This window comes from Flavobacterium sp. 9, from assembly GCF_002754195.1.
Lineage (GTDB): Bacteria > Bacteroidota > Bacteroidia > Flavobacteriales > Flavobacteriaceae > Flavobacterium.
In genome coordinates this window covers 1,625,943-1,649,186 of record NZ_PEEU01000001.1, presented here as the reverse complement: position 1 = coordinate 1,649,186, position 23,244 = coordinate 1,625,943, and the positions used below count along the sequence as shown (strand labels likewise).

At 32.1% G+C, this 23,244-nt stretch carries 21 protein-coding genes; 4 read left to right on the top strand and 17 right to left on the bottom strand.

Annotated elements, in window-relative coordinates; all coding sequences use genetic code 11:
• Positions 1–357 precede the first annotated feature (357 nt).
• A complete protein-coding gene (locus tag CLU81_RS06060; protein ID WP_369804783.1) occupies positions 358–1,824 on the bottom strand; it encodes an ATP-binding protein in 1,467 nt (488 codons plus the stop codon).
• A gap of 293 nt (positions 1,825–2,117) precedes the next feature.
• On the bottom strand, positions 2,118–2,321 hold the full coding sequence (locus tag CLU81_RS06055) for a hypothetical protein (protein WP_099709004.1): 204 nt from the start codon (positions 2,319–2,321) through the stop codon (positions 2,118–2,120).
• A 964-nt stretch (positions 2,322–3,285) separates the two neighbouring features.
• Here CLU81_RS06055 and CLU81_RS06050 point away from each other — a divergent pair.
• Positions 3,286–3,954, top strand: a complete 669-nt coding sequence (locus CLU81_RS06050; protein ID WP_099709003.1) for a hypothetical protein — start codon at positions 3,286–3,288, stop codon at positions 3,952–3,954.
• A 470-nt stretch (positions 3,955–4,424) separates the two neighbouring features.
• On the opposite strand, the gene CLU81_RS06045 is transcribed toward CLU81_RS06050, so the two are convergent.
• Positions 4,425–5,174 carry a DeoR/GlpR family DNA-binding transcription regulator gene (locus tag CLU81_RS06045; RefSeq protein WP_099709002.1) on the bottom strand — a complete coding sequence of 250 codons (750 nt, stop codon included), beginning with the start codon at positions 5,172–5,174 and terminating at the stop codon, positions 4,425–4,427.
• A gap of 86 nt (positions 5,175–5,260) precedes the next feature.
• Here CLU81_RS06045 and CLU81_RS06040 point away from each other — a divergent pair, with 86 nt between their 5' ends.
• Positions 5,261–5,797 (top strand): 5'(3')-deoxyribonucleotidase, encoded by a 537-nt coding sequence (locus CLU81_RS06040; protein ID WP_099709001.1) that lies wholly within the window; start codon positions 5,261–5,263, stop codon positions 5,795–5,797.
• A 72-nt stretch (positions 5,798–5,869) separates the two neighbouring features.
• Here CLU81_RS06040 and CLU81_RS26760 read toward each other — a convergent pair whose 3' ends face one another.
• The 11 genes from CLU81_RS26760 to CLU81_RS05985 all read right to left on the bottom strand — a co-directional run bounded on the left by CLU81_RS26760 (position 5,870) and on the right by CLU81_RS05985 (position 14,629).
• Positions 5,870–6,034 (bottom strand): hypothetical protein, encoded by a 165-nt coding sequence (locus tag CLU81_RS26760; protein ID WP_158235316.1) that lies wholly within the window; start codon positions 6,032–6,034, stop codon positions 5,870–5,872.
• Between the two features lie 72 nt (positions 6,035–6,106).
• Positions 6,107–7,456, bottom strand: a complete 1,350-nt coding sequence (locus tag CLU81_RS06035) for a GH1 family beta-glucosidase (protein ID WP_099709000.1) — start codon at positions 7,454–7,456, stop codon at positions 6,107–6,109.
• 353 nt (positions 7,457–7,809) lie between these two features.
• Positions 7,810–7,998: a hypothetical protein gene (locus tag CLU81_RS06030; RefSeq protein WP_099708999.1), complete on the bottom strand. Its 189-nt coding sequence runs from the start codon at positions 7,996–7,998 to the stop codon at positions 7,810–7,812.
• A gap of 198 nt (positions 7,999–8,196) precedes the next feature.
• Positions 8,197–8,613 (bottom strand): hypothetical protein, encoded by a 417-nt coding sequence (locus tag CLU81_RS06025; RefSeq protein WP_233209671.1) that lies wholly within the window; start codon positions 8,611–8,613, stop codon positions 8,197–8,199.
• A gap of 231 nt (positions 8,614–8,844) precedes the next feature.
• On the bottom strand, positions 8,845–9,054 hold the full coding sequence (locus tag CLU81_RS06020; protein ID WP_099708998.1) for a TM2 domain-containing protein: 210 nt from the start codon (positions 9,052–9,054) through the stop codon (positions 8,845–8,847).
• A 3-nt stretch (positions 9,055–9,057) separates the two neighbouring features.
• Complete coding sequence (locus CLU81_RS06015) at positions 9,058–9,660, bottom strand: PH domain-containing protein (RefSeq protein ID WP_099708997.1); 603 nt, start codon at positions 9,658–9,660, stop codon at positions 9,058–9,060.
• A gap of 12 nt (positions 9,661–9,672) precedes the next feature.
• Complete coding sequence (locus CLU81_RS06010; RefSeq protein ID WP_099708996.1) at positions 9,673–10,728, bottom strand: type I restriction endonuclease; 1,056 nt, start codon at positions 10,726–10,728, stop codon at positions 9,673–9,675.
• A gap of 23 nt (positions 10,729–10,751) precedes the next feature.
• Positions 10,752–11,411 (bottom strand): hypothetical protein, encoded by a 660-nt coding sequence (locus tag CLU81_RS06005; protein WP_099708995.1) that lies wholly within the window; start codon positions 11,409–11,411, stop codon positions 10,752–10,754.
• A gap of 588 nt (positions 11,412–11,999) precedes the next feature.
• On the bottom strand, positions 12,000–12,668 hold the full coding sequence (locus tag CLU81_RS05995; protein WP_099708993.1) for a response regulator transcription factor: 669 nt from the start codon (positions 12,666–12,668) through the stop codon (positions 12,000–12,002).
• Between the two features lie 7 nt (positions 12,669–12,675).
• Complete coding sequence (locus CLU81_RS05990; RefSeq protein ID WP_099708992.1) at positions 12,676–14,385, bottom strand: tetratricopeptide repeat-containing sensor histidine kinase; 1,710 nt, start codon at positions 14,383–14,385, stop codon at positions 12,676–12,678.
• A 52-nt stretch (positions 14,386–14,437) separates the two neighbouring features.
• The gene (locus CLU81_RS05985) at positions 14,438–14,629 is read right to left on the bottom strand and encodes a hypothetical protein (RefSeq protein ID WP_099708991.1); all 192 of its coding nucleotides are present in this window, start codon (positions 14,627–14,629) and stop codon (positions 14,438–14,440) included.
• Positions 14,630–14,992: 363 nt separating this feature from the next.
• On the opposite strand from CLU81_RS05985, the gene CLU81_RS05980 reads away from it, so the two are divergent.
• Together CLU81_RS05980 and CLU81_RS05975 are read left to right on the top strand one after the other, a co-directional pair.
• On the top strand, positions 14,993–16,000 hold the full coding sequence (locus CLU81_RS05980; RefSeq protein WP_099708990.1) for a hypothetical protein: 1,008 nt from the start codon (positions 14,993–14,995) through the stop codon (positions 15,998–16,000).
• 159 nt (positions 16,001–16,159) lie between these two features.
• A complete protein-coding gene (locus CLU81_RS05975; RefSeq protein ID WP_099708989.1) occupies positions 16,160–16,576 on the top strand; it encodes a lipocalin family protein in 417 nt (138 codons plus the stop codon).
• Between the two features lie 78 nt (positions 16,577–16,654).
• On the opposite strand, the gene CLU81_RS05970 is transcribed toward CLU81_RS05975, so the two are convergent.
• The 3 genes from CLU81_RS05970 to CLU81_RS05960 form a co-directional block, all read right to left on the bottom strand.
• Positions 16,655–21,064, bottom strand: coding sequence for a PAS domain S-box protein (locus tag CLU81_RS05970; RefSeq protein ID WP_099708988.1), 4,410 nt, complete (start codon positions 21,062–21,064; stop codon positions 16,655–16,657).
• 12 nt (positions 21,065–21,076) lie between these two features.
• Complete coding sequence (locus tag CLU81_RS05965; RefSeq protein WP_099708987.1) at positions 21,077–21,526, bottom strand: response regulator; 450 nt, start codon at positions 21,524–21,526, stop codon at positions 21,077–21,079.
• 357 nt (positions 21,527–21,883) lie between these two features.
• A complete protein-coding gene (locus CLU81_RS05960; RefSeq protein ID WP_233209670.1) occupies positions 21,884–23,224 on the bottom strand; it encodes a hypothetical protein in 1,341 nt (446 codons plus the stop codon).
• Positions 23,225–23,244: the final 20 nt, after the last annotated feature.

The following is a 23,244-nucleotide window of genomic DNA, read 5'->3' as shown; positions in this document are numbered from 1 at the left end:
TAAACTTTCTTATGAAAACCGGAGTCTTAGCCCTGATAGTCCCGAAGTGTCGGGAGAAAATCCTTTTGTGCCGGTCCAGATAGTTATCGGGCAATGTCATTAAATTAAGGGAAAATCTACAAAATTACTTAACAGTTTAATCAAGAAAGTAATTAGAAAATCCGTTTTTATCAGCGTTTTCGCTTTAGCGAATCAGTAAAATCAGCGTCTAATTTTGACGCGGATAAAACAGATTTACTTTGTAAAAACGCGGATTAAAACGGATTTTATTTTCTAAAAGCTTAACTTAACTGCACTGTACGAGCGATAGCGAACGGACTATCAAATAGCTCCTTATAAAACAACTAATGATTTGTATTATTTAGGAATGGATATTTTTGCTCTAAAGCCTTTGTCAGGTTCTGTTTCAAAATCGATAGTTCCTTTTACAGCATGAATTCGGCTTTCCATGTTTTTAAGACCGTTTTTTACCATCTTGGTTTTTTCGGAACCTTTACCGTTATCAGTATAGCTTATTAAGATTGATTTTTGATCATTTTCAAATTTTATAACAACCAGCTTTGCCATACTGTGTTTTTTCATATTCACCATTAATTCCTGTAAAATTCGGCTAATAGTGACTTTTTTAACGTCATCGATAATTTCCCAGTTGATATCATCGAGATTGGTAATCATGATATTTCTTTCGCTGGTATTGTAAGTCGAAAGCATTTCTTTTATGGTGGAAGTAAAATTTATTCCCGTATCAATTTTATTATTTTCTTTTGAAATTCCTCGTACACGTCCGTATATATCATCTAGTTTTTGGAGTAGATTCTCTTTAGTGTTTTCTTGAGACAATGTTTGAGATTCGGCAAAAGCAATTACATGATATACATCGTTTGCTAACTCATCATGGATTTGTTTAGCAATCCTAGCTTCTGTATTGTACGAAGTCTTAAATTCTATAGCTTTGTTTTTATTTTTATAATAGCGGATTAAAATAGCTATTAAAATGACTAAAAAGATAAAAATGATAACAAATACAATTCTCAGATATGTGGCTTTTTGAAGCGACAATTCGTTTTCGGCTTTTTCTAAACGAAGTTTTGCATTTTCGTCTTTTTCTTTTTTAGCATCGTATTTTATTTTGGCAAACTTATTTTTAAAATTATTTCTAACTTTAATAATGCTGTCGTTTAATGTAAAATACTTTTGCACATATTTGCTTGCTTGGTTTTTATGGTTATTAGAGATTAAAATTTGCAGCGCTTCTAATCTTTCATCAACACTATTTAGTTTTGTAGATATATTGTAAGCGGCGAGAGCATTTTCATCTGATTTAGGAATATCTTTTTTAGCATAATAATCGGCAAGATGCAAGTAGCTTTCAATACTTCCATAAGTATCCTTAAATTCAATTCTGGTGTGGAGCGCATCCTTCATTAAACCGAATCCTTTTTCATCCATTCCTTTCTTAAAATAAGCATAACCCAAGTTGTCTATGTATACAGCTTTGATGACTGATTGAGCTTTAGTTAATAATTTTTTGCTTAAAAGAGATTCTAAAAGAGCGATTGCATTATCATATTTCTTTTGTTGGATATAAACAGCTGCAATATTACCTAAGGGACGTTGCTTCTCCATAGGATCTATTAATTCATTTGATGCTTTTTTGTAGTTATGAATAGCATCATCATAAAGAGAGAGTTCTTTGTCCGCTATACCTAATCTATTGTTTATAGCGGCGATATAAATAAGGTTATTCTTAACGTAAGGTAATGCTTCTGTTACAGTCTCCTTGCTGCCGTAGTAATCTCCATTGACTTGCTGAATACATGCCATCTGAATAAGTATATACCCAATATTAGCGCTGTCTTTTATAGTTTCAAAAAGTTGTTTGGAGTTATTAAACTCGTAAAATGAAGTGTTGAAGTTTTGTTTTTCGTAATTTTTAATTGCTTTATCTCTTAAGCTAAGTGCCTCTTTTTGTATTGACTCTGTATTAGTGGTAGTAGTCTTTTTTTCTTCACAGGAAAAAAGGAAAAGCAGAACAATAAAATAAAAAAACGGGGACCGTAACATATAAATTTACTTTCCCCGAAAATAACAATAAATTAGACACTAAAAATAATTTTTTATGGTTTTATTTTTGGTGGTATCGTTGGTGGTGGTGACGTTGTACCGCCATCACCAGGACCTTCCGTGCCCTTGTCTCCTGCCTGCAAAGAATCTTTTATTTTTTCTGTTTTCTTTGTTGGCTGTGTCTCGTACTCATCAGGAGTACAAGAAAATATAGTGAATAATGACGCAATAGCGACAAAAAGTATTAGCTTTTTCATTTTGATTTAATTTAGAAATTAGACATAGGTATTGCTGTCCGGAGTTCACCCAGAGTTTTTGGTTGGCAATACCAAATTGGTTTTTGGGAAGTAAACGGTGTAGGACTGTAAGACGTTTTTTTATACTTCCCGAATAAATCCGGTCTTACGGTTTTTTACACTGTTAATTAGAACTAGTTTTTATTATTGTTTTAGTCTGCAGACAAAACTTGAACTAATTTCTATGGCAAAGAAAAGGCGCTTTGAGCCCATTGTTTATAGGGGATTCCCAGAATTCCCGCGTTTTCCTGAGATTCCCAGGAATTCCTGAAAAAAGAATATGATGCACAATAAATTTAGGTTTGTTAGAAGATATTATGTGAATCTAAAATCAAACTTGACCTTTATTTAATAGAGGCAAAAAGTCTTAAAAAGGTTGGTTTGGACTATTAAAAAAAACATAAAAATGCATATTGAAGAGATCAATAAATTGATTTTAATAGTAGAACAATTTTAATTGCTGGAGAACGAGAAAAAAATAGTAGAATTTTTTACTAAAAACAGATTAGTTTTTTTGCTGATTTTCATACTTATAGGAGTAGAATAGAATAAAGTAAATAATAACGTGAAGGCTATAAAAAAATATTTTTTTTCCATTTTGGTTTAGATTAAAAATTAGGCATAAGTATTGCTATCCAGAGTTTATCCAGAGCTTGTTAATAGTAGTTCCAAGATTGACTTTTGAGGAAGTAAAGTTTATAGAACTGTAAGACGTTTTTTATACTTCCCGAATAAATCCGGTCTTACGGTTTTTTACACTGTTAATTTGAACTAGTTTTATATTTTTGTTTTAATCTGCAGACAATACATGAACTAATTTCTATGATAAACAAAGGTCTGTTGAGACTTTTGTTTATAAGAGATTATCAAAATTTCTGCGGTTTACTGAGATTCCCAAGATTTCCTATAAAAAACCATATATACCATGCATTCCAAGACATTAGAAGAATATAAAAAAGGCATTAAAATTAAATATGAGATCGTAAAAGAAGGAGAACACTTCGATTACTTGTATAATCCGTCTCGTGGAAAACTCCGCGATTTATGTTGGCTTATTTTTGAGAATAACCCAACTCAAGACGATTTAAATGTCTTTAAAAATTTATTGTGCTTAGATTTTGATCATACTAAAAAGAATAAGTTTAAGGAGCAAAAAGATAAGTTTAGGCCTATTGAGACCTTCTTTAAGGGCGAAACAGATCCGTTGAATATTGACGCAATAAATCTTGCGGCAGTTATAGTTGATTTTCAACCACGTCCTTTTAAAAAGTTTAACGAAAAGTGTCGGATTGAAGAAACCAAACAAATTAAGAATACCGATAAAGCTGAGATAGCTGTAGAAAGTGAGAAAGAAGTCATAGAAGTAGAGGGTTTTGTGAAAAGTGAAAATGAAGGATCGAACGAGGATCTTAAAAAAGGAAATTTTTATTCTAATGTTCAAGATGTATTTTCTAAAATAAAAACTCAGAAAATAAATCCGGAAAAAATAATTATGGTTGGAATTGGGACAATAGCTTTGGTTTCTTCAGCATGTTTAAAAAAATTAGATCGAATGATTTCTAAATCTAAAGGAAGTTCTGGAGAAGCATTGTGAAAGTGAAAAATAAGATACTTAAAGAAGTAAAAAGAATAATTTTTTGAGAAGTAATTCTGGAGTTTAAAAAGTCTGTTTTTCGGCATATATTTACTGTTATTTACACTATAAAGATAAGAAAAAATAACCGTTAAACCTAGTAAAAACCAGTGAAATAACGGATTTTTTTTGCTTTTTTTAGCATAAATTTTCTAAATTTTTTTGCCTGCTATTATGAATCAAAAAAGCAGTGAAATCTGCTTTTTTGATGGTAATTGGATTGACATAAAATTTGTCTCGGGATTTGAAACCAATGAAAGAAGTTTACTTTTTATTTAATAGTTTTTTCAATATTTCTTATAGAAACGAATGCCCTAGCCGTGATAGAAGTGGAAATCCTTTTATGCCAGGGTTTGGCATAAAAGATTGAAACGGAGAGCAGGAAATAGCTCCTAATAAATATTATATTAGATTCTAAATAAAATCGAGCATTAAACAATTGTGACACCAGAATCTTTGTATGGTTTTAAAATTTCTTCTTCCGGAGAAGCATTTGTTACCAGAACATCAATATTGCTGATTGGACCAATAAAATAAGATTCGGCGGTATCTACTTTTTCTATAGAACTCAATGCTATCACATAATTAGAATTTTGAATCATGGTCTTTTTAATCTGAGAATCTTCATGTATAACGCCCGTAAGTCCGCGTTCGTGATGTATACTACAAACGCCCAGAATACAAATATCGGCTCTAAAATTACGGAAGAAATCTATAGTTTCGATACTAGCCGTGGTAAAGGATGTTTTGCACATTTTTCCGCCTGCAAAAATCAGATCAATATTAGGTAAATCTTCGATTAATGCCGCAACGGGAAAACTGTTTGTAATAACGGTTATTTTTAAATCATAGGGAAAACTTGCCACTAAAGCCAAAGAAGTTGTTCCGCCATCAATAAACACAACCTGACCGTCTTTTAAGTAAGAGATTGCTTTTTCGGCAATGATCTTTTTATTTTCGACGTCGTGTTTTTCTCTGCTTCTATAATGCAACGGAATTGGAGAAGGAGCGACTGCGCCTCCGCGAACTGCTTTTAATAATCCCTGATCTGAGAGTTCTTTTACGTCTCGTCTTATCGTGTCTTCAGAGACATTTAAGTATCCGCTAAGTTCGAGTAATGTTAAGCGATGCTCTTTTGATAAGTATTCTAAAATTACTTTTTGACGCTCTTCTTTTTTCATGTGATGCAACTTTATATTGCAAAAGTAAAATATTATTGCAATAATTTGCAATATTTGCGTAATTTTGTTGCAAAATAAAGCTAAAAATGAAAAAGAAAACTATTGCCGTCGATATGGATGGCGTGCTTGCCGATATCGAGGCACATTTAATTGAGTATTATAATGAAGCTAATGGAACAACATTAACGAGAGAAAGTATTCAGGGTTTGAGTGAAGAAGATGCTTTTGTAGAAAGAGATCTTTTGAGAGGAATTTTAAATAAAGAGAATTTCTTTAGAAACTTACCTGTAATGGACGATGCTGTCGAAAGTTTGCGTCAATTGCAGGAAAACTTCGAAATATTTATAGTTTCTGCCGCTACGGAATTTCCGGTTTCGCTTGCCGAAAAAATCTTTTGGCTTGAGGAACATTTTCCGTTTATTAAGTGGGAAAATATTATTCTTTGCGGAAGTAAAAGAATTATCAATACAGATTTTATGATTGATGATCATCCTAAAAATCTGGATCATTGCATGGGTAAACCTATTATGTTTACAGCGTTTCATAATGTAAATAAAACGCATCACTTACGTGTAAATAACTGGAAAGAAGTTGTTGCAGTTTTGAATGAAACATTGAATTAGTGTGTAAACAAAAAGCCTTTCGGAAGTAGACTTCCGAAAGGCTTTTTGCTTTTTTAAATGTTTAAAAAAGAACTATAAATGAAGATCGTTGTTGATTTCTACCTCATCAGATTCTTTGTAGAAATTTAATTCTTCTTCAATTTTCTTACGGTCTTTTTTATTTTGTTTTACCAGAAAGTAAACTAATAAAACAACGCCAATAACTATCGCGCTCAATACATACCGGTTGATTTCCATAATAATTTATTTAAGTTTATACTGAGTTTAATTCAATTTAGGTATTCTTAAATCTATTTTATGATTTGGGTTTTAGGATAAAAAATCACGGAACCATAATCCCGAATGTTTAATAGTTCTTTGTTGTGTGTCAAAATCTACATGAATAAGCCCGAATCTGGCATTGTAACCTTCTGCCCATTCGAAGTTATCGGTAAGACTCCAAACAAAATAACCATCAACATTATAACCGTCTTTTTTGGCTTTCAAAATCTGTTCTAAATGATCTTGTATATAATGTGTGCGCTTGATATCATAGACTTTTCCGTTTTTAAGAATGTCCGGGAAAGCAGCACCATTTTCGGTAATTATAATTTTCTTGATATTGTAACTATTGAATTTTTTAAGAACGTGATAAAGTGCCGGAGGATAAACTTCCCAACCCATATCTGTGGCAATAACATTTCTTTTTTCGGCACTAATTAATTCAGCACCAATATACGGAATTAATAGGGACGATTTTACAACTTCTCTTGTATAACATTGAAGTCCAATGAAATCAAACTCAAAAGCTAGATTGTTTAAGTCATCTTCAAGAATATAATTATTCAGTTTTTTAAGAACCGGCAAATCTGCTTGTGGATAACCCAATCCTAAAATTGGCTCTATAAAAGTTCTGTTCAGTAAAGTATCTACACGTTTTGCAGCTTCTATATCTTTTGGAGATTGAGAAAAAGGTTCAATATGTGTACACGAAAAAGTAGTGCCAATATTAGCGTCCGGAATTAGGTTTCTTAATTTTTTTGCACCGGCAGCTGTAGCTAAAGTTACATGATGCATGGCTTTAAGATAATTGGTAATTCCTTTTTTTCCTGGAGCGTGAATGCCCAGAAAATATCCTGCTCCGGTAAAAACGGAAGGTTCATTTATGACCATCCAGTTTTTGACGCGATCTCCAAAATATTGGGCACAAACGGCAACATATTCTGAAAACCAGGAAACCGATTCGCGATTTGTCCATCCGCCTTTTACTTCTAAATCGTGAGGTAAATCCCAATGATAAAGTGTAATCCAGGGTTCTATTCCAGATGCGAGTAAAGAGTCTATGATTTTGTTGTAATAATCTATTCCTCCCTGATTTACAGGATGAGTTCCTGTAGGCATAATTCGTGGCCAACTGATAGAAAATCTGAAATTCGGAATGTTTAATTCGTTTATCAGATCAATATCATTCTGGTAAGAATTATAGAAATCACAAGCAGTCAGGGCATGATGTCCATTTTTGATTTTTCCTTTTTGAGAAGTAAAAACATCCCAGATAGAAGAACCTTTTCCGTCGGCATCATGTGCACCTTCAATTTGGAAGGCGGCGGTAGAAACACCCCACAAGAAATCTTGCCCAAATTGGTCTTTATGTAAAAATGAGGTATCAACTTTATTCATTCAATTGTGCTTTCCTTTTTTAATTTTGAATTTCTAATTTATTAATGAAGGAAAGAAGATTGCATAGCTCTTAAAAAAAGCCATTCTTTGAATGAAACCAAAAAATTTAAATTGAAGAATTTCATGACGTTTAGTTTTATTCAAATTAACAAAACTAATGTGAATTTATTGTAAAGTCATTATTATCAAATAATTAACATTATTCGATGAGTGCGTTTCTATTGTGTAATAGCATTTAGAGAAACAAACGTTTTATCAATTTTGTTGCCAGGGAAAAAGTTTGATGAAGAAATCAAAAAATGGAGAGAATCCTAAATTGAGGCATTCTCTCCGGAATTATGATTTTAATATTGTTATTCAGTTTCAGGAGGAGGAGGAGGAGTGTTTGGAATATCTCCGGGTCCAGCGTACTTTGGTATTTCATGGTTAATTTCTTTTTTTACTTCAGTAGTTTTAGTTGCAGAATCATCATCATCTGCACTACAAGAAAAAGTAGTAAAAGTCAATAATGCAATGGCACTAAATAGAATTAGTTTTTTCATTTTGGTTTTTTTGATTAGTAATTAGAATTTTTTATAAAACGTCAAAAGAATGAAGTTTTAATTAGCCGAAAATAGCTATTAATTTTAATTAAAAGAAATAAAAAATCACTGAATTAAATATCAGATGAATAACGGTTTGTGAGTGTTTCTGTGTTTTTGAATGCAGCTATTATTTTGATAAAATTCAACAAAATACAATCATTGTACTACTAAGAAATATTCATTTCCTTTTTCGTCAAAGGCTTTTAGTTTTCCGTGCTCAATCCATTCGGTTTTGATGTTGAGTTCCGGCACAGAATCATTGATTAGAATTCCTGCGCCATATTTTCCTTCGACATTAATATTTCCAAAAACAGAATCTCCTTTGATATCAACGCCTTTTACATTATAATTATATTCATAATGACCAGAATTTCCGGTTCGGTATTTATAGTGATATTGCGTATCAACATGATAAGTTTTGGCTTCTTCAGGAGTTATAGTTTTTCGGTCGTCAGAAGTAATCACCTCGTTATAAAATGTGTTTATTTTTTGAGGAGCCGGAGCAGAAGCATGTTTGCAAGAAAGTATTCCAAGCGAAAGAAATAACAATAGGATTAGGTAGTTTTTTTGCACAGGCGTTGAGGTATTTAAATAATATTAAAACAGGTTTCAAAATCTTGTTATTTTTAAATAGTGATAAATCTAATTAGAATTACTTTCTTTAAAATGCGTATTTACACGTGATTTTTATCGAAAGATCTAATGAGAAGAAAGTTTTTGCATGAAGTTGGTTTAAATAGAAAAAAGAGGACATTTCCGTTCCTCTTTAAAAGCTTAAATGATTTGGTTTTATTTTTAAATTATTTAAAATCCGGTATTATATTTTACATTAAAGGAATGATCGGACATAAATAAAAGTCCGAAAAACTGAAAAAAGGCCAATATTGAAGGAATAAGTGTCCAACAAAATAAAAGATAAAGAATACCTTGACCTGATTGTCCTAAATAGAATTTATGGATTCCGATGCCTCCTAAAAAGAATGTCAAAATTGCTGCGGTTGTTTTACTTTTCATAATTTACATTTTAGATAAAATTTCTGTTTTCTTTGAATCAAATTCTGTTTGTGAAATGATTTCGCTTTCTAATAATTTTTTTAGTTTTTGAAGCACTTCTAATGGATCTTCTTTTTGCTCGACATTTTGATGAGTTGGTATATTTGTATTTACGGTTATTCCTCCGCCAGCAATTGCTCTTTTATTTTCAAGATCATGTTCACGTCTGAAAACAACCATTTCTTCTTCTTTTTGCTGAGCAAATTGATATAATTTTCGAGCTTGAGCCTTAGGTAAATAATCGAGCATATTTACATTTCCTTTAATAGTCTTCATAGAAAAAGTTGCTCCCATAATTCCTTCTTTCATGTGACAATCTAATATGTCTTTCCAGGCATAATCCTGAAAATCCATCGATAATCCTAAATTTCGGGGTCTGCAGAAAATGATTCTTTTATTAGTTAAAGCAATACAATCCGGAGATAAATTTATAGCCGGTTTTTTTTGCACGGCGATATATTCTACTTCTTCACCAGAAGTAAGTAATCCGTTGACTTTTACTAATAGTTTTTCAACTGCTTTTGGGTCTTGTTCTTCGTTCAAGAATTTTTTTAAATCGTTTATCATAATAATTAATTTTTATTCGGTTTCGTATAATCCAACAGTTTCTAGTAACTCTTTTTCGAATTGATAAAGATCATCAATAGTCGAAATCGGTAGTTTTGTTTCGTTTTTATTGTCATTAAAAAGGCTGACATATTTTTTACTTCCATTAAGATGAAGACGGCAAAGAGGTTTGCGATTATTATCGTCCAGTAGAATTCCAAAATAAGATTGTGTGTCGCGATAAACAATTCGTTTAGTAGGAAGTTTTCGTCTTAGTATTGCAACAATAATGCGATATCCATCCAGTTCTTCTTCGCTGGTAATAATTTTGCTTTCTTCTTCCAGAGATTCAACCTGTTCATCTTGCTGCTTAATTGTTTCTTTGGTAAGAGCAGCTTTTAAGCGATCATTTATTTTTTCGCTAATAAATTGGTTTAGGGATTTTTGAACTAAGTCTTTAAATTCATCAAGCACTTTTTCAGTTAATCTTCCAGTGTAAACTTTATTTGCAAAATGTTTAGTAAAATCATTCGAAGGATTCTCTAATTCAATATTGATTTGCTTTTTTATTTCTTTAATGTATTTTAAAGCGCTTGCATTTGTAACAATATTATCAACGTTGAAACTTGATTTGTGAAATTTTGCAACCTCAGTGATTGTATTCTCTTTTAGATTTGTGATGTCAAATTCCAAAAATGGTTTTTGATCCATTTTGTTTTTGTCATCTAAGTCTGTGAAAAATTGATACTGAATTCCGTTTGTTAAAAGAGCAAATCGGGTTTTAGTAACATGAAAATAACTGAATAATTGAGAATTATGTACCGTTAGATTTTCTTTCCAACTTTTGCATTCTACTATTATAATTGGTTCTCCGTTTTGAAAGATTGCATAATCTACTTTCTCTCCTTTTTTTAAGCCTAAATCGGCGGTAAATTCAGGAACAACTTCTAACGGATTAAAAGCATCGTAGCCAAGAATATGAATAAATGGCAATACAAAAGCATGTTTGGTAGATTCTTCTGTTTCAATTTTGCTTTTAAGCTGATCTATTTTATCAGCCAATGATTTAAGTTGAATATTGATTTCCATTGGTTTTAGTTTAAAATTTTATTTTATTTAATATCTGTTAAATCGCCATCATTAGGTGAATCAATTTCATAATATGTAAATTCATCATCACCTTCGTACCATTTATAATTAACTTTAGTGAATCGAAACATTTTTAATACATCGTGTAACGTTTCTTGTGTTTGTTGCTTATTTGCATTGTTTGCAAAAATTCCTCCTGTAAATTGAATAGTTTTACTTTTTTTTCCAATTACTTCTGTTTCGATATTCTCTTTCCAAAGTTTCTGATAAATTGCATCTCTGTATGCTTTTCGTAAAATTGGAAATTCATTTATTTGAATTTTTTTTACTTTTTGCTCTAATTTTTTACCTAAAGATCTTACTTCACTATTATCTGAAATTAGTGCATCATTAATTGTATGTGACCACGCTGAAAAAAGGACTAATTCCATTTGAACAGCTTCGATTGTATTCCTGTAATTTGAGAAGTTTATACCTTCATCAATTGAGGTGATTTCTCTTTCTAATTGTGCTATTTGATTTGGAATATCGTTCTCTTTATTATCAAGAGATGAAGCTGTTGTTTCATTTGCTATTGATTTAACTGAAACATCTTTGACTTCATCATCGCCACTTCCAAATGCGATGAATATAAATCCTGCCAGAGTTAATGCAGAAAATAAATGTTGTACTTTTCTTTTCATTGGTTTAATAAATTAATGGTTATTGATTTTTTGTAAATTAAAAAAGGTAGAGTAGTTCCTAATAGGTACATGAGTAAATCTATTATATCAAATGTGCCAGGTACTATTTTTAGTATTTGCCCCAATTCCGACATAATTGCAATTATTGGTACAATTAAAATCCAGAAAACATTCTCATATCTTATTTCATTTTTCCACAGATATAAAACCACGCTTACGTATGAAAATAACCATAGTCCATCTGGAAATGAGAATAAAATAAAGCTGGGAAAGTTGTTTTTGTAATCAATTGTAAAGTTTCTAATTGTCTGAATAAAATTTAAAACACCTAATTTTTCAAACCAAAGAAACATTCTTAAACTTGAAGATCTGAATAGCACATATATAATACTACCACAGAAAAGTGTAATAAAATGACCTATATATAATTGTTTGACTTTCATGTTTTAGTTTTTGATATTTCAAAAGTAAAACCAATCATAACCAGTATTTTACGGAAATCCATAATCCATTTTTTTTTTTAATTTTCAGTAATAAAAAAAGCCCCAGAAGGAGCTTTAAAAAATTAAAAACAGCATTGTAATAGGATTAAATAATGCCCATATCTTTTGTAATAGAAACCAAATGAACAGTATTATTTGCCTTAAAAAAGTCTTTTAATTTAGAAAGTCTTTTTTCCATAGCGCTTTTGCTGTTGGGTTTTTTACCCGAGTCTTTAAAGATTTTTATAATCTCATCTTGTGGAGTTCCTGATGATAAATATTTTAAAATTTCAATGTCCAAATCGTCTATTTCGAAATTGTTTTTTTCCTGAAGTGCAGAAGCAACTTCCTGTGATATAAATTTTTGATCTGAAGTAGAAATAATATGAATTGCTTTTTTTAGATCTTCAATACTATTTCGACCTTTTAATACAAAACCGTTAACATCTGAATTTTCAAAAAGAGATTTAATACGAAAGCTTTTATCTTCGACGGAATAAGCTATGATTTTAATATCAGGCTGTAATTCCCGAACTTTTTCGATAAGTTCATCACCGCACGAAATTTTCACATCACGATGGTCTTTTTTAAAAGACAAATCACTAATTAATAAATCATACGGTTCATTATCCAGAATAGCTTTTCGGATTTTTAAAAAGGCATCATCACAATATTTTGCATGCTGAAAATTTATAATATCTAAATCTTTTAAGGTTTGCTCGATTCCTAAATTTATATCTTCGAGGTCTTCGGCAATTATTACTTTTTTAAACATATGGCTTTTATTTAGGCAGCGTTATTTTTACTTTAAATCCTTTATCTGGTTCTGTATCAAAAGTAATAGTTCCTTTTATGGCTAGAATACGGATTTCCATATTTTGTAAACCATTTTTAATAATTTTATCTTTTTCACAGCCTTTTCCATTATCTGTATAATCAATAAAAACTGTTTTTCCGTTGCTTTCAAATTTTATAACAACCAATGATGCGTAACTATGTTTTTTCATATTCACCATTAATTCTTGCAGAATTCGATGAATCGTAACTTTTTTAATATTATCTACTAATTCCCAATTTACTTTTTCAATATTATTAATGATTACGTTTGCTTCCGGACTATTATAAGTCGAAAGCATTTCTTTTAAGTTAACAGCATAATTTGATGTGATATCAATTGTACTATTTTCTTGTGAAATTCTGCGGACGCGTGAATAAATATTGTCTAATTTTTGAATCAGTGTTTCTCTTGTAGTATTGCTGGTTAAAGATTGCGTTTGTGTAAAAGTCATCGCATGAAAAACATCATTTGCCAATTCGTCGTGGATATCTTTGGCAATTCTGGTTTCAGTTTCATAAGAAGCTTTTATTTTTTCAATTCTGTTTTTATTTCGATAATACTTTCGACCATAGATTAATACAGTGAAAAGAATAATAATTCCGAGAACAGAAAAGGTTCTTTGATATTTGGCTTTTTGAAGTGCCAATTGATTTTCGGCTTTCTCCAAACGAAGTTTCTGATTCTCGTCTTTTTCTTTTTTGGAGTCGTATTTAATCTTCGCAAATTTGTTTTTGAAGTTGTTCCGAACCTTAATAATACTGTCGTTTAAGAAAACAAATTTCTGAGCATATTTAGTATTATCGATATCAGAATCATTTGAAATTAAAAAAGAAAGTGCTTTTAATCTTTCATCAATACTATTAAATTTTGTGGCTGATTCATACGCATTTAAGGCATGCTGATTTGATTTTTCGGGATTGATTTTACTAAAATATTCGGCTAAATGAAGATTACTTTGAATGGAGCCATAAGGATCATTATCTCGATTTCGCATTCTAAGACTTTCTTCCATCAGAGAAAGACCTTTATCTAATAGACCTTTTCTAAAGTATGCATAACCCAGATTATCCAATATTCTGTATTTCTTAATAGTTTCTTCTTTTTTTTGGAAATTGTTTTGGTTCAGTAAAGATTCTAAAATCTGAATTGCGGGATCGTATTTTTTTTGCTCAATATAAACAGCGGCAATGTTGTTTAACGGAGATTGTTTTGATGCTTCATTGTCCAGTTCTTTTATCGCTTCATTGTAGTAAGAAATTGCATCATTATATAAGGAGAGTTCTTTGTCTGCAATTCCGAAGAAATTATTAATAGAAGCACTATAAATATCTTTCTTTTTGATATAAGGTAACGCTTCTGTTAACGTCTCTTTGCTGCCATAATAATCTCCGTTTATTTGCTGTATCGAAGCCATTTGAATAAGAGTGTAAACAATATTGGCACTATCCTTTAAATTTTCATATAGTATTTTAGACTTATTGAAGTTGTAAAAAGCGCTATTAAAGTTCTTTTCGTTGAGGTTAGCGATTCCTTTTTCTCTTATTTCAAAAGCTTTTTCTTTTGCAGCATCAACGTTTACAGATACTGTCGTTTTCTCTTTACAGGAAAAAAAACTTAAGAAAATGATAAAACAAAAAAACGGGGATCGTAGCATAGAAGTTACTTTCCCCGAATTTATGAATTAATTATAAACCACCTTCTTTAATTTATGGTTTTTTTGGTGGTGGAGGAACAATGATTGGATCATCACCAGGTCCTGAAGGCGGCATGTCTGTCATAGAAGCTTTTTTAACTTCAGGTGCTTTATCTTTGTTTCCAGTTTCAAATTCGTCTGCTGTACAAGAAAATATTGTAAGACTCAATAGCGCGCACGCTCCCATTGTAAATAAATTTTTCATTTTTTTGTGTTTTTAATGATTTTTACTAAAGGGCATTGCCGTTCAAAAAGGTTCTGAACTTTGTTAGGGCAATACCCAAATTGCTTTGGGAAGTGGAGCACGTAGATCAGTAAGAGTAATATTTATACTTCCCGGATAAATTTCGTCTTACGGATTTCCGTACTTTTAATTGAACTAGTTTTGTACATTTGATTTTGACCTGCAGATCAAAACGTTAACTGATTCTGAAGGCAAAGTAACAACGGCTTTAGGCCTGAATTGAGAGGGAATTCCGGGAATTCCGATGTATTTTTAGAGTTCCGAATAATTCCAGATAATTCCTTGAAAATCCAAATAAGAAATCCTTAAAATTCCAGAAGACACATGCCAAACAATACTTTTGAAGATTATAAAATTGCTGTAAAAAGTAAATATGATGAGGTTAAAAACGGCGAACATTTTGTTTATTTAAATAGCCCAACAAGAGGTAAACTTCGTAGTTTATGTTGGGAATTATTTCTGCAAGAAAATAGAAATCAAGATGATTTAAATGTTTTTAGTTCTCTATTAGAACTCGCTTTTGATGTTACTAAGAAGAATAAGTTTGACCAACAGATTGATAAATTTAGACCTATTGAAACTTATTTTAAAGGAGAGACTGATCCTGCAAATGTTGATGCAGTAAATCTTGCTGCTATTTTGGTTGATTTTAAAGCAAGACCGTTTAATAAATTTAGAATTCAAAATTTATATAAGGATGAAATTGAAATTGATGATACAAATAGATCTGAAGTATTAAATACCGAAAGGCAACAAATAGATAGTTCTGAAATTCTAGAAAATTTTCTTGATAAGAAAGAAAGTGAAAAAAGGATAGAAAAAGGAATTATAACACAAAAAGTAAACGAGGAAGTAAAGCAAAATACTATTGAAGAAGCAAAACCAAAACCAAATGCAATCAGTGCATTCCTATCTTTTAAAGAAAATCCTTCAAGTAGATTGAAAGGAAAAATTCGGAATACATCAATTGCGACGTTACTTATCTTTGGTTTAATTATTACAGTAATTTATTTCGCTTTTTTTAAGAATGATTGTATGCAATGGTCAGAAGATCATTATGAGATAGTAGATTGTTCCTCTAAAGTTGAAGGGAATTTAAACGAAGTAATTCCGCTAAATAAGGAACTTTTAGATTTTAGAAAATTAACCGCTTGCGATACGACCAATTGTTTTAAGAAAGATGGAGAAGCTTTTATTTGGTATACCAAGACACCAGATGGAGGAATTGACTTTTTTAATGATCATGGAAGACATCCTGAATTCAACAGACCGCTAAGACCGGTTTCGCATTATATTTTTAATAAGTACATAAAAGGCAAACCATGTAAGTAATATTGTTCTTTTTTGTTTCGATATTCATGTTTAGGTAAGAAATTACATTGATAAATGAAATAATTATGTAAATGAAAGCGAATATTATATAACATCTTTCATCGATGTTGGATATAATTTAGCCATATACAAATAATTAATTTTTAAAAGAAATCAAACATGAAAACTAAACGTATATTACTAGGACTATTATTGAGTATTGGATTATTTACTGTATCGTGTAGCAGCGATGATAACGAAGGAGAAACAATCGTACCAATACAAGGGAAATACAATTTAAGCCAAACAGGGACAATTGTTGACGGGAAAGAAGTATTAATTGATGCTCCACAAAATGCAAGTGGATGTAAAAAAGATTATTTAGATCTAAGAATAAGTAATGCAGCAGTTATAGGTGATTATAATGGTTCTGATTGTGCCTTAACAGAAACTACAGGAACTTACGCAAGATCTCATAATGATTTAACTATTTCGGTAGGGAATGTAAGTACTACAGCCGATATCATGAATCTTACTAACAAAGAGTTGAAGATAAAAGACAAAACTACTGGTATAATTACAGTTTACACTAGGTAATTAGTCTATATCAGGAAAATAAAAAAGGGAAATAACTTTAAAGTTATTTCCCTTTTTTATGGATTTTTGTTTCTATAATTATTTCACCGGAATATAAATATCAAATGTGGCTCCAATATTTTGTTCGCCTGTTGCGGTGATAAATCCATTGTGATTATCGACGATTTTTTTTACGATTGCAAGACCAATTCCGGTTCCTGTATATTCTAGTTTTCCATGTAGACGCTGAAAAACTTCAAATATTTTAGAACTATATTGTTGCTCAAAACCAATTCCGTTATCGGTAATTCTTATATGGCAATAATTAATCTGATCACTTAGTTTATCATTATCGAAAGTTAATCCTTTAGCAATTTCGCAGTTTATTTTTATAACAGTATGAGTTTCGGGTTTAGAAAATTTAAGAGAATTACTCACCAGATTGTATAATAATTGCCTAAACTGAAACGGAATTACATCAGCCTCACATGTATTTTCGACTTCAATAATTGCGTCCTGTTGTTCGAGTTCTTCTTTTAAATCGTCTTTTACCTCATCAATAATTTTAGCCAAGTCTGTTTTTTCAAATACACGTTCCTGAATATTAGTTCTTGAATACGATAGCAAATCATTAATCAAGGTTTGCATTCGTTGCGCTGCATTTTGCATTCGGAGGAATTTATCTTTGCCGGCTTCAGATAAATTATCTAATTCTTTCTCCATGATCTGAGTTGCAAAAGTTTGTATTTTCCTTAAAGGTTCCTGCAAATCATGACTTGAGATATAAGCAAAAGACTGAAGCTCTTTGTTCATTTGCTCCAGTTCTGTATTTTTTTGTTCGAGTTCTAATGCGTTTTGTTTTAATTTGTCGCTGGCTCTCTTTTTTTCTGTAAGATCGTGCGTCACTTTTGAAAATCCTATAACCTGATTTTTCTTGTTGTGAATTGCAGTAATCACAACGCTTGCCCAAAAATAAGTTCCGTCTTTGCGAACGCGCCAGCCTTCCTGAGTTGCTTTTCCTTTTTCGATTGCAAGATTCAGTAGCTTTTGCGGAAGATTACTTGTGCGATCTTCTTCGGTATAAAAAATAGAGAAATATTTTCCGATAATTTCTTCTGCTTTATAGCCTTTTATTTTCTCGGCACCAACATTCCAGTTTTCAATTATACCTTCATGATTTAGATATAAAATGGCATAATCCTGAACTTCTTCGACCATTAAATGATAACGTTCTTCACTTTTTCTAAGCGATTCATTTATCTGGCTTAATTCCTTAGTTCTTACGGTTACTTGTTGTTCGAGTTCGTGAGTAAACGCTTTTTCAGTATGAATATCCGTAAAAGCACCAACCCATTTTATGATTTTATTTTCTTTATTAAAAATAGGCTCACCAATTACGGCGTGCCATCTGTAATATCCATCTTTTCGTCTTACGCGAACATCACATCTGTAAATGTCTCCGGTTTCTAAACTATGACTCCATATTCTAACATTTTCGTCATAATCGTCAGGATGAATCATAGCTTTCCATTCGGCTTCACCAGCGGGTTTTATACCTGTGTATTCAAACCATTTTCCGGATGCAAATAAAGCATTTCCTTTCTCATCGGTTTCCCAAATTAATTGCGGAATACTCTCGGTTAACGAACGGAATCTTTTTTCGCTTTCTTCGATTTTTTTGCGTGCTTCAACTTTTTCGGTTACATCTATCAAAGTCATTTTTATTCCCGAAATGCTGCCGTCTGCTTCAAGTAATGGAGCATATTCAAAATCAATATACAATTGATGTCTTCCATTTTTACCATTTATATACAAGAGAGATTCTGACTCAGCATGTACTTCTCCAGTTTTGAAAACTTTACTTAAAAGCTGTCCGTATTTTTGTTGTTCGAGTTCAGGGAAAATCTCAAATAAGTTTTTGTCCTGAACATCACTTTCTTCTTTTTTCCAGATATTTTTAAGAAGCGCAATATTGGCAATTTCAATTTTCATGTTTCTGCCTTTCAAAATTGCTGCTGGCACAGGAGATTGCATTACGAGATTTCGGAATCTTTTTTCGCTTTCTTCGAGTTCTTGCTGATGATTTTTTTCATCAGTAATATCTCTTATTGTACCTATTAATTTCTCAGGATTATTCTCATCATCATAGAAAACTTTTCCTTTGCCTTCCATCCAGTGAATAGATTTATCATTCCAGATCATTCGGGCTTCATAATTCAAATATCCCGAAGTCAGAGCTTCTTTAAAAGCTTTATTCCGAATATGCATATCATCCGGATGAAGATGTTTTAGCAATTGTTCGTGCGATAATGCGACATTATCGGTATAACCGCCAACGATTTCGAGATATCTTTTAGAATATTTAGGTTCTCTCGTTTTTACATTTAGTTCCCAGGTTCCTAGTTCGCTGGCTTCAACTATAATTTGAAGTCTTTCTTCGTTTTGTTCTATTTTTTTCCGAACCTCAACTTTTTCGCTGACTTCGGTAACGGTTACAATAATTCCCGAAATTTTTCCGTCTTCTTCTTTTAACGGATGATAAAGAAAATCAAAATAGGAAATACTCAGTTTTCCATAACGTTTTAGCGGAATCGGAACTTCATTTCCATGAAAAGGAATTCCGGTTGTTAATACGCCATTTAGTAATGCACTTACAGATTCTTCAACTTCTGGCAAAGAATCGAATAAAGGTTTTCCAACAAAATCAGCTTCTTGTCTGTCTACTAATTTTAAATAAGCTTCATTGGCTGTTTCAACCATAAAATTGGAACCACGCAAGATCGTAATTCCAACAGGAGCTTGTTTTACAGTATTTCTAAAACGTTTATCTGCTTCTTCAATTTTTTGTCTTGCAATTACTTGTGGAGTATTATCGAGTACCCAAATGGCGATTTTTTTAACTTTACCTTCTATATTTTTAAGCGGAGCATAGACAAAAGTAACATATATGTTTTCTTCTTTTCCATGTCTGATAAGCATCATTTCGACTTCATTGGCATAAAAAGGAAGACCGTCATTTACCACATTTTGCAAAGCTTCTTCATAATACGGTTTGGCTTCGGCAAAAGAATCCCAATAGTATTTTCCGGCGATTTCGTCGTAGCGTTTTCCAGCGACTTCAAGAAAACTTTCGTTTACAATTTCGCTGACCAAAGTTTTAGCATCAAGAACACAAATACCAATAGGCGATTGCAAAACCATACTACGTAAATTCTGTTCGCTTTCTTCGACTCTTTTCTTTGCTAAATTCAAATCAGTTAAGTCAACTCCGGTATTCATTACGCCGTAAACATCGCCATTTATATCGTAGAGAGGTGTTAAACTGTAATTGAAATAGTAAGTACCTAATTTTCCATCGACAGTAAGATCGAGCGGAGTATTTTGTGTGTGGAAAGATTTTCCGGTTTCCAGAACGGTATTAATTTGTTCGAATACCAATTGATTGTCCAATTCAGGAACAACATCTTTAAATGATTTTCCGATGACATCATTACCTTTTCCCCATATTTTAATAATAGAATCGTTTGCCAATTCTACAATCATTTCTTTACCAACATAAACGGCGATAGGAAAGGGGGCATTCTCGACAAGCTGTCTTATTTTTTGTTCGCTTTCTTCAACTTTCGAACGTGCTAAAACTTGCGGAGTTACTTCGATCGCTATTGCAACAATACCGGAGATAGTTCCGTCAGTTTCTTTTAATGCTTCGTAAACAAAATTGATATAAGTAGTTTCGACTTTTCCATTTCGTGGCAATAGAATCGCAAGTTCGTTGGCAACAAATTTTTCACCGGTTTGATATACATTGTCCAGTAAAATTTCGAGATCCTGATCCTGAGCTTCGGGCAAGGCTTCAAAAATAGGTTTGTTAATTACCTTTTCATATTCCGTTCCCCATAACTGAATCATTTGTGCATTGGCAATTTCTACAGTATGATTTTTACCTCTAAAAACGCACATTGCAACAGGCGCCTGCATGATATTATTTATAAATCTGGTATTGCTTTCTTGTAATGCTTTGGCTGCTTTTTTCTTTTCGGTAGTTTCAATTACGGTTACTAAAACACCGCCAATTGTTCCATCTTCTTTTTTAATTGGACTATAGGAGAAATCAAAATAACATTCTTCATCAAATCCGTTTCGGTTTAAAACAACCATAAAGTCAGGAGAACTAAGCGCTTTTCCTGTCATAACCTCGCCAAACATCGGACCAATAGTATCCCAGATTTCAGAGAAGGTTTCTTTTGAACTTATTCCTAAAGCTTCGGGATGTTTTGTTAAACCCAGAATAGGGCGAAAACCGTCATTATAAAGTTGTGTGTAATCATTTCCCCAGGCAATATACATCCCAAAAGGATTATTGAGCATTACGGCAACCATGGTACACAAACTTTGTGGCCAGGTTTCGGGATTTCCTAAAGAGGTTTTGCTCCAATCTTTAGAACGTAATAATTCTCCCATCTCTCCACCATCGGCCAGAAAATAATGCTCCTTATTTGCGGGTTTCATTCTAAAAACTATTTAGGGTTGAAGAATAAAATTTGCCCTGTTGGGTTGTTTGAAATTATTTTCAGATGTAATGGCTAATGCATTGCCAATAACCTTTTTTAACTTAGAAAATTCGCCGGGTTTGCGAATGTAATAAGTGGCTCCTTTTTCGTACATTAAATCTACAATGTCAATATCCAGAGAGGTTGAAAATATTATTACCGGAAGGTTTTTAAGTTCTTCTTTATCCTTTATTTCAGCCAGACATTCATGACCATTTTTGCGGGGCATGTTGAGGTCAAGAAACAGAATATCAGGTAAATCTCCCGATGAATTCTCTCCTAAATAATTCATTAATTGCACGCCATCATTAACAGTTACAAGAGATACCGGAAGCTCTAATTCGTCTAAGGCTTCTTTAAAAAAAGCGCAATCATCCTGATCATCGTCCGCTAGTAAAAGATTGTAATTCTGCTTGCTCATTTTATAGTAGGATAAAATTTTATATAAATCTAAATATGATTTATTTCTGCTAAGATAGAGCTATTTTTATTACAATTAGTTATCGTTATTATAATAAATTTAACTCTTTTGAATGATAATTCATAATTGAGTTTTTAGCATAATCCATTCATTTAGAACAATTACAGAATAATAGTAGCTTCATATAGAAACAAAAAAAGAGCTGTTTTTATGACAGCTCTTTTAATAAAAAAAAAATAATCCAACAAATGATACTTTATTAGAGACATCCTACTTCAGAGATCTGAAGCAGAATGTTCTAATTAAAAAACAAGTAATCGCATTTGTTACAGCAAACATTTCTGTCACTGTAAATTTTTAGAATAGACCAATATAATGGTTTCCTGGCTTGTTGATTAGTTTTGCACCTTTTGTAACTGCTCCCGTAGGAATATCAATTACATAGATGTTTCCGTCTTTTCCAACTGGTGTAACGGCTAAATAAAGTTCGTTTCCATCTACTACAAAACCTTGGTATTGACCAAAATCTAAAGCAGGATCATAAGCAATACCTTCTACTTTTTGTACTGTTTTTGCATTCAGGTCAATTCTGGCTACAAAACCTTGTTCGCCAGCTCCGGCGTGCGTATAAAGTGCATAAGCAATTCCGTTTCCTGCATATCTCCAAGCGTCGATATAAGATCCTTTTACGCCAAGAGCAGAATCTAAACTAAGAACAAAAGAGTTGTCGTATTCATTATTTTGGTTGATTCTTAAAATATAAGAACCTTTATTCGTGTCTCTCTGAGTTGCCTGATAAATATTACCATCTGTTCCTAAAAAGCTGTTGAAACTACGGAAACCACTTGTATCTCCAAAACCAACTGTAGAAGTAATAATTTTTGGATTTTCTAACGAAGGATAATCTACCACAACAGATTTAGAACCTAAACGATCAAATGTAGTTTCGTTTTGTCCCGTAGCCGGATTTGTTTTACGCATCCATGTACCAACGATTAATTTGTTTCCTGCCTTGTTTAATGTCGGTGCATCCAAACGGAAAATATGGTGCCCAAGTGATTCTTCTTCAGTAGTCAAAGGAAGTTCGTATTGTTTGTATCCTGAAATTAAAATATTTTTAAGATCTAATCCTAAGATTGTTGCAGTACCTCTTGTATGTTTATACGTTTTATCATCATTGGTTTTGATAACCGGAGTACTTACATTTACAGCAATACCAGATTTATCTCCGTCAAAAAGTTTGTTCCATCTTGGTGATGTTCCTGCATATTGAGCAATATTTACTGTAGTTCCTGATTGCACAAAATTTTTGGCTCCGTTTACTTTATACGTCATAAACTCTCCACCGTTTGCGCCAGTATAAGTGATGTTAAAAAGCGTGCTTCCGTCTACAGACGATTGCAAACGTGCAGTTCTGTTAGATTGAACCGGCATTCCGTTTTCATAAACATTGATAGAATAATTAGGATCTTTTGCATTTTCCTTCGTTACGGCATAAACCATCGTTCCCCCGTTTCCGTCTCCCGGCGCATCTTGCATTAATGCTCCCGAAACAGTGATCCAACGAACTGGTTTTTCCGGATTTACAGGAATTACAGGATCTGTATTTTTGTTGTCATCGCTGCTACAACTTACAGTAAATGATAATGTGCTTAAAACTAAACCACATGCAAGTAGTTTGAACGTACTTTTTCTCATATTCATTGTTTTAAAAAATT

Bases quoted from the DNA above. Each gene is read 5' to 3' on its own strand.
- CLU81_RS06060 (WP_369804783.1), bottom strand. From the start codon at position 1,824: ATGGCATGTATTCAGCAAGTCAATGGAGATTACTACGGCAGCAAGGAG.
- CLU81_RS06020 (WP_099708998.1), bottom strand. From the start codon at position 9,054: ATGAAAAGTAAAACAACCGCAGCAATTTTGACATTCTTTTTAGGAGGC.
- CLU81_RS06030 (WP_099708999.1), bottom strand. From the start codon at position 7,998: ATGAAAAAACTAATTCTATTTAGTGCCATTGCATTATTGACTTTTACT.
- CLU81_RS06035 (WP_099709000.1), bottom strand. From the start codon at position 7,456: ATGAATAAAGTTGATACCTCATTTTTACATAAAGACCAATTTGGGCAA.
- CLU81_RS05990 (WP_099708992.1), bottom strand. From the start codon at position 14,385: ATGCTACGATCCCCGTTTTTTTGTTTTATCATTTTCTTAAGTTTTTTT.
- CLU81_RS06055 (WP_099709004.1), bottom strand. From the start codon at position 2,321: ATGAAAAAGCTAATACTTTTTGTCGCTATTGCGTCATTATTCACTATA.
- CLU81_RS06045 (WP_099709002.1), bottom strand. From the start codon at position 5,174: ATGAAAAAAGAAGAGCGTCAAAAAGTAATTTTAGAATACTTATCAAAA.
- CLU81_RS05985 (WP_099708991.1), bottom strand. From the start codon at position 14,629: ATGAAAAATTTATTTACAATGGGAGCGTGCGCGCTATTGAGTCTTACA.
- CLU81_RS26760 (WP_158235316.1), bottom strand. From the start codon at position 6,034: ATGGAAATCAACCGGTATGTATTGAGCGCGATAGTTATTGGCGTTGTT.
- CLU81_RS05965 (WP_099708987.1), bottom strand. From the start codon at position 21,526: ATGAGCAAGCAGAATTACAATCTTTTACTAGCGGACGATGATCAGGAT.
- CLU81_RS05960 (WP_233209670.1), bottom strand. From the start codon at position 23,224: ATGAGAAAAAGTACGTTCAAACTACTTGCATGTGGTTTAGTTTTAAGC.
- CLU81_RS05970 (WP_099708988.1), bottom strand. From the start codon at position 21,064: ATGAAACCCGCAAATAAGGAGCATTATTTTCTGGCCGATGGTGGAGAG.
- CLU81_RS06005 (WP_099708995.1), bottom strand. From the start codon at position 11,411: ATGAAAAGAAAAGTACAACATTTATTTTCTGCATTAACTCTGGCAGGA.
- CLU81_RS06050 (WP_099709003.1), top strand. From the start codon at position 3,286: ATGCATTCCAAGACATTAGAAGAATATAAAAAAGGCATTAAAATTAAA.
- CLU81_RS06015 (WP_099708997.1), bottom strand. From the start codon at position 9,660: ATGATAAACGATTTAAAAAAATTCTTGAACGAAGAACAAGACCCAAAA.
- CLU81_RS05995 (WP_099708993.1), bottom strand. From the start codon at position 12,668: ATGTTTAAAAAAGTAATAATTGCCGAAGACCTCGAAGATATAAATTTA.
- CLU81_RS06040 (WP_099709001.1), top strand. From the start codon at position 5,261: ATGAAAAAGAAAACTATTGCCGTCGATATGGATGGCGTGCTTGCCGAT.
- CLU81_RS06010 (WP_099708996.1), bottom strand. From the start codon at position 10,728: ATGGAAATCAATATTCAACTTAAATCATTGGCTGATAAAATAGATCAG.
- CLU81_RS05980 (WP_099708990.1), top strand. From the start codon at position 14,993: ATGCCAAACAATACTTTTGAAGATTATAAAATTGCTGTAAAAAGTAAA.
- CLU81_RS05975 (WP_099708989.1), top strand. From the start codon at position 16,160: ATGAAAACTAAACGTATATTACTAGGACTATTATTGAGTATTGGATTA.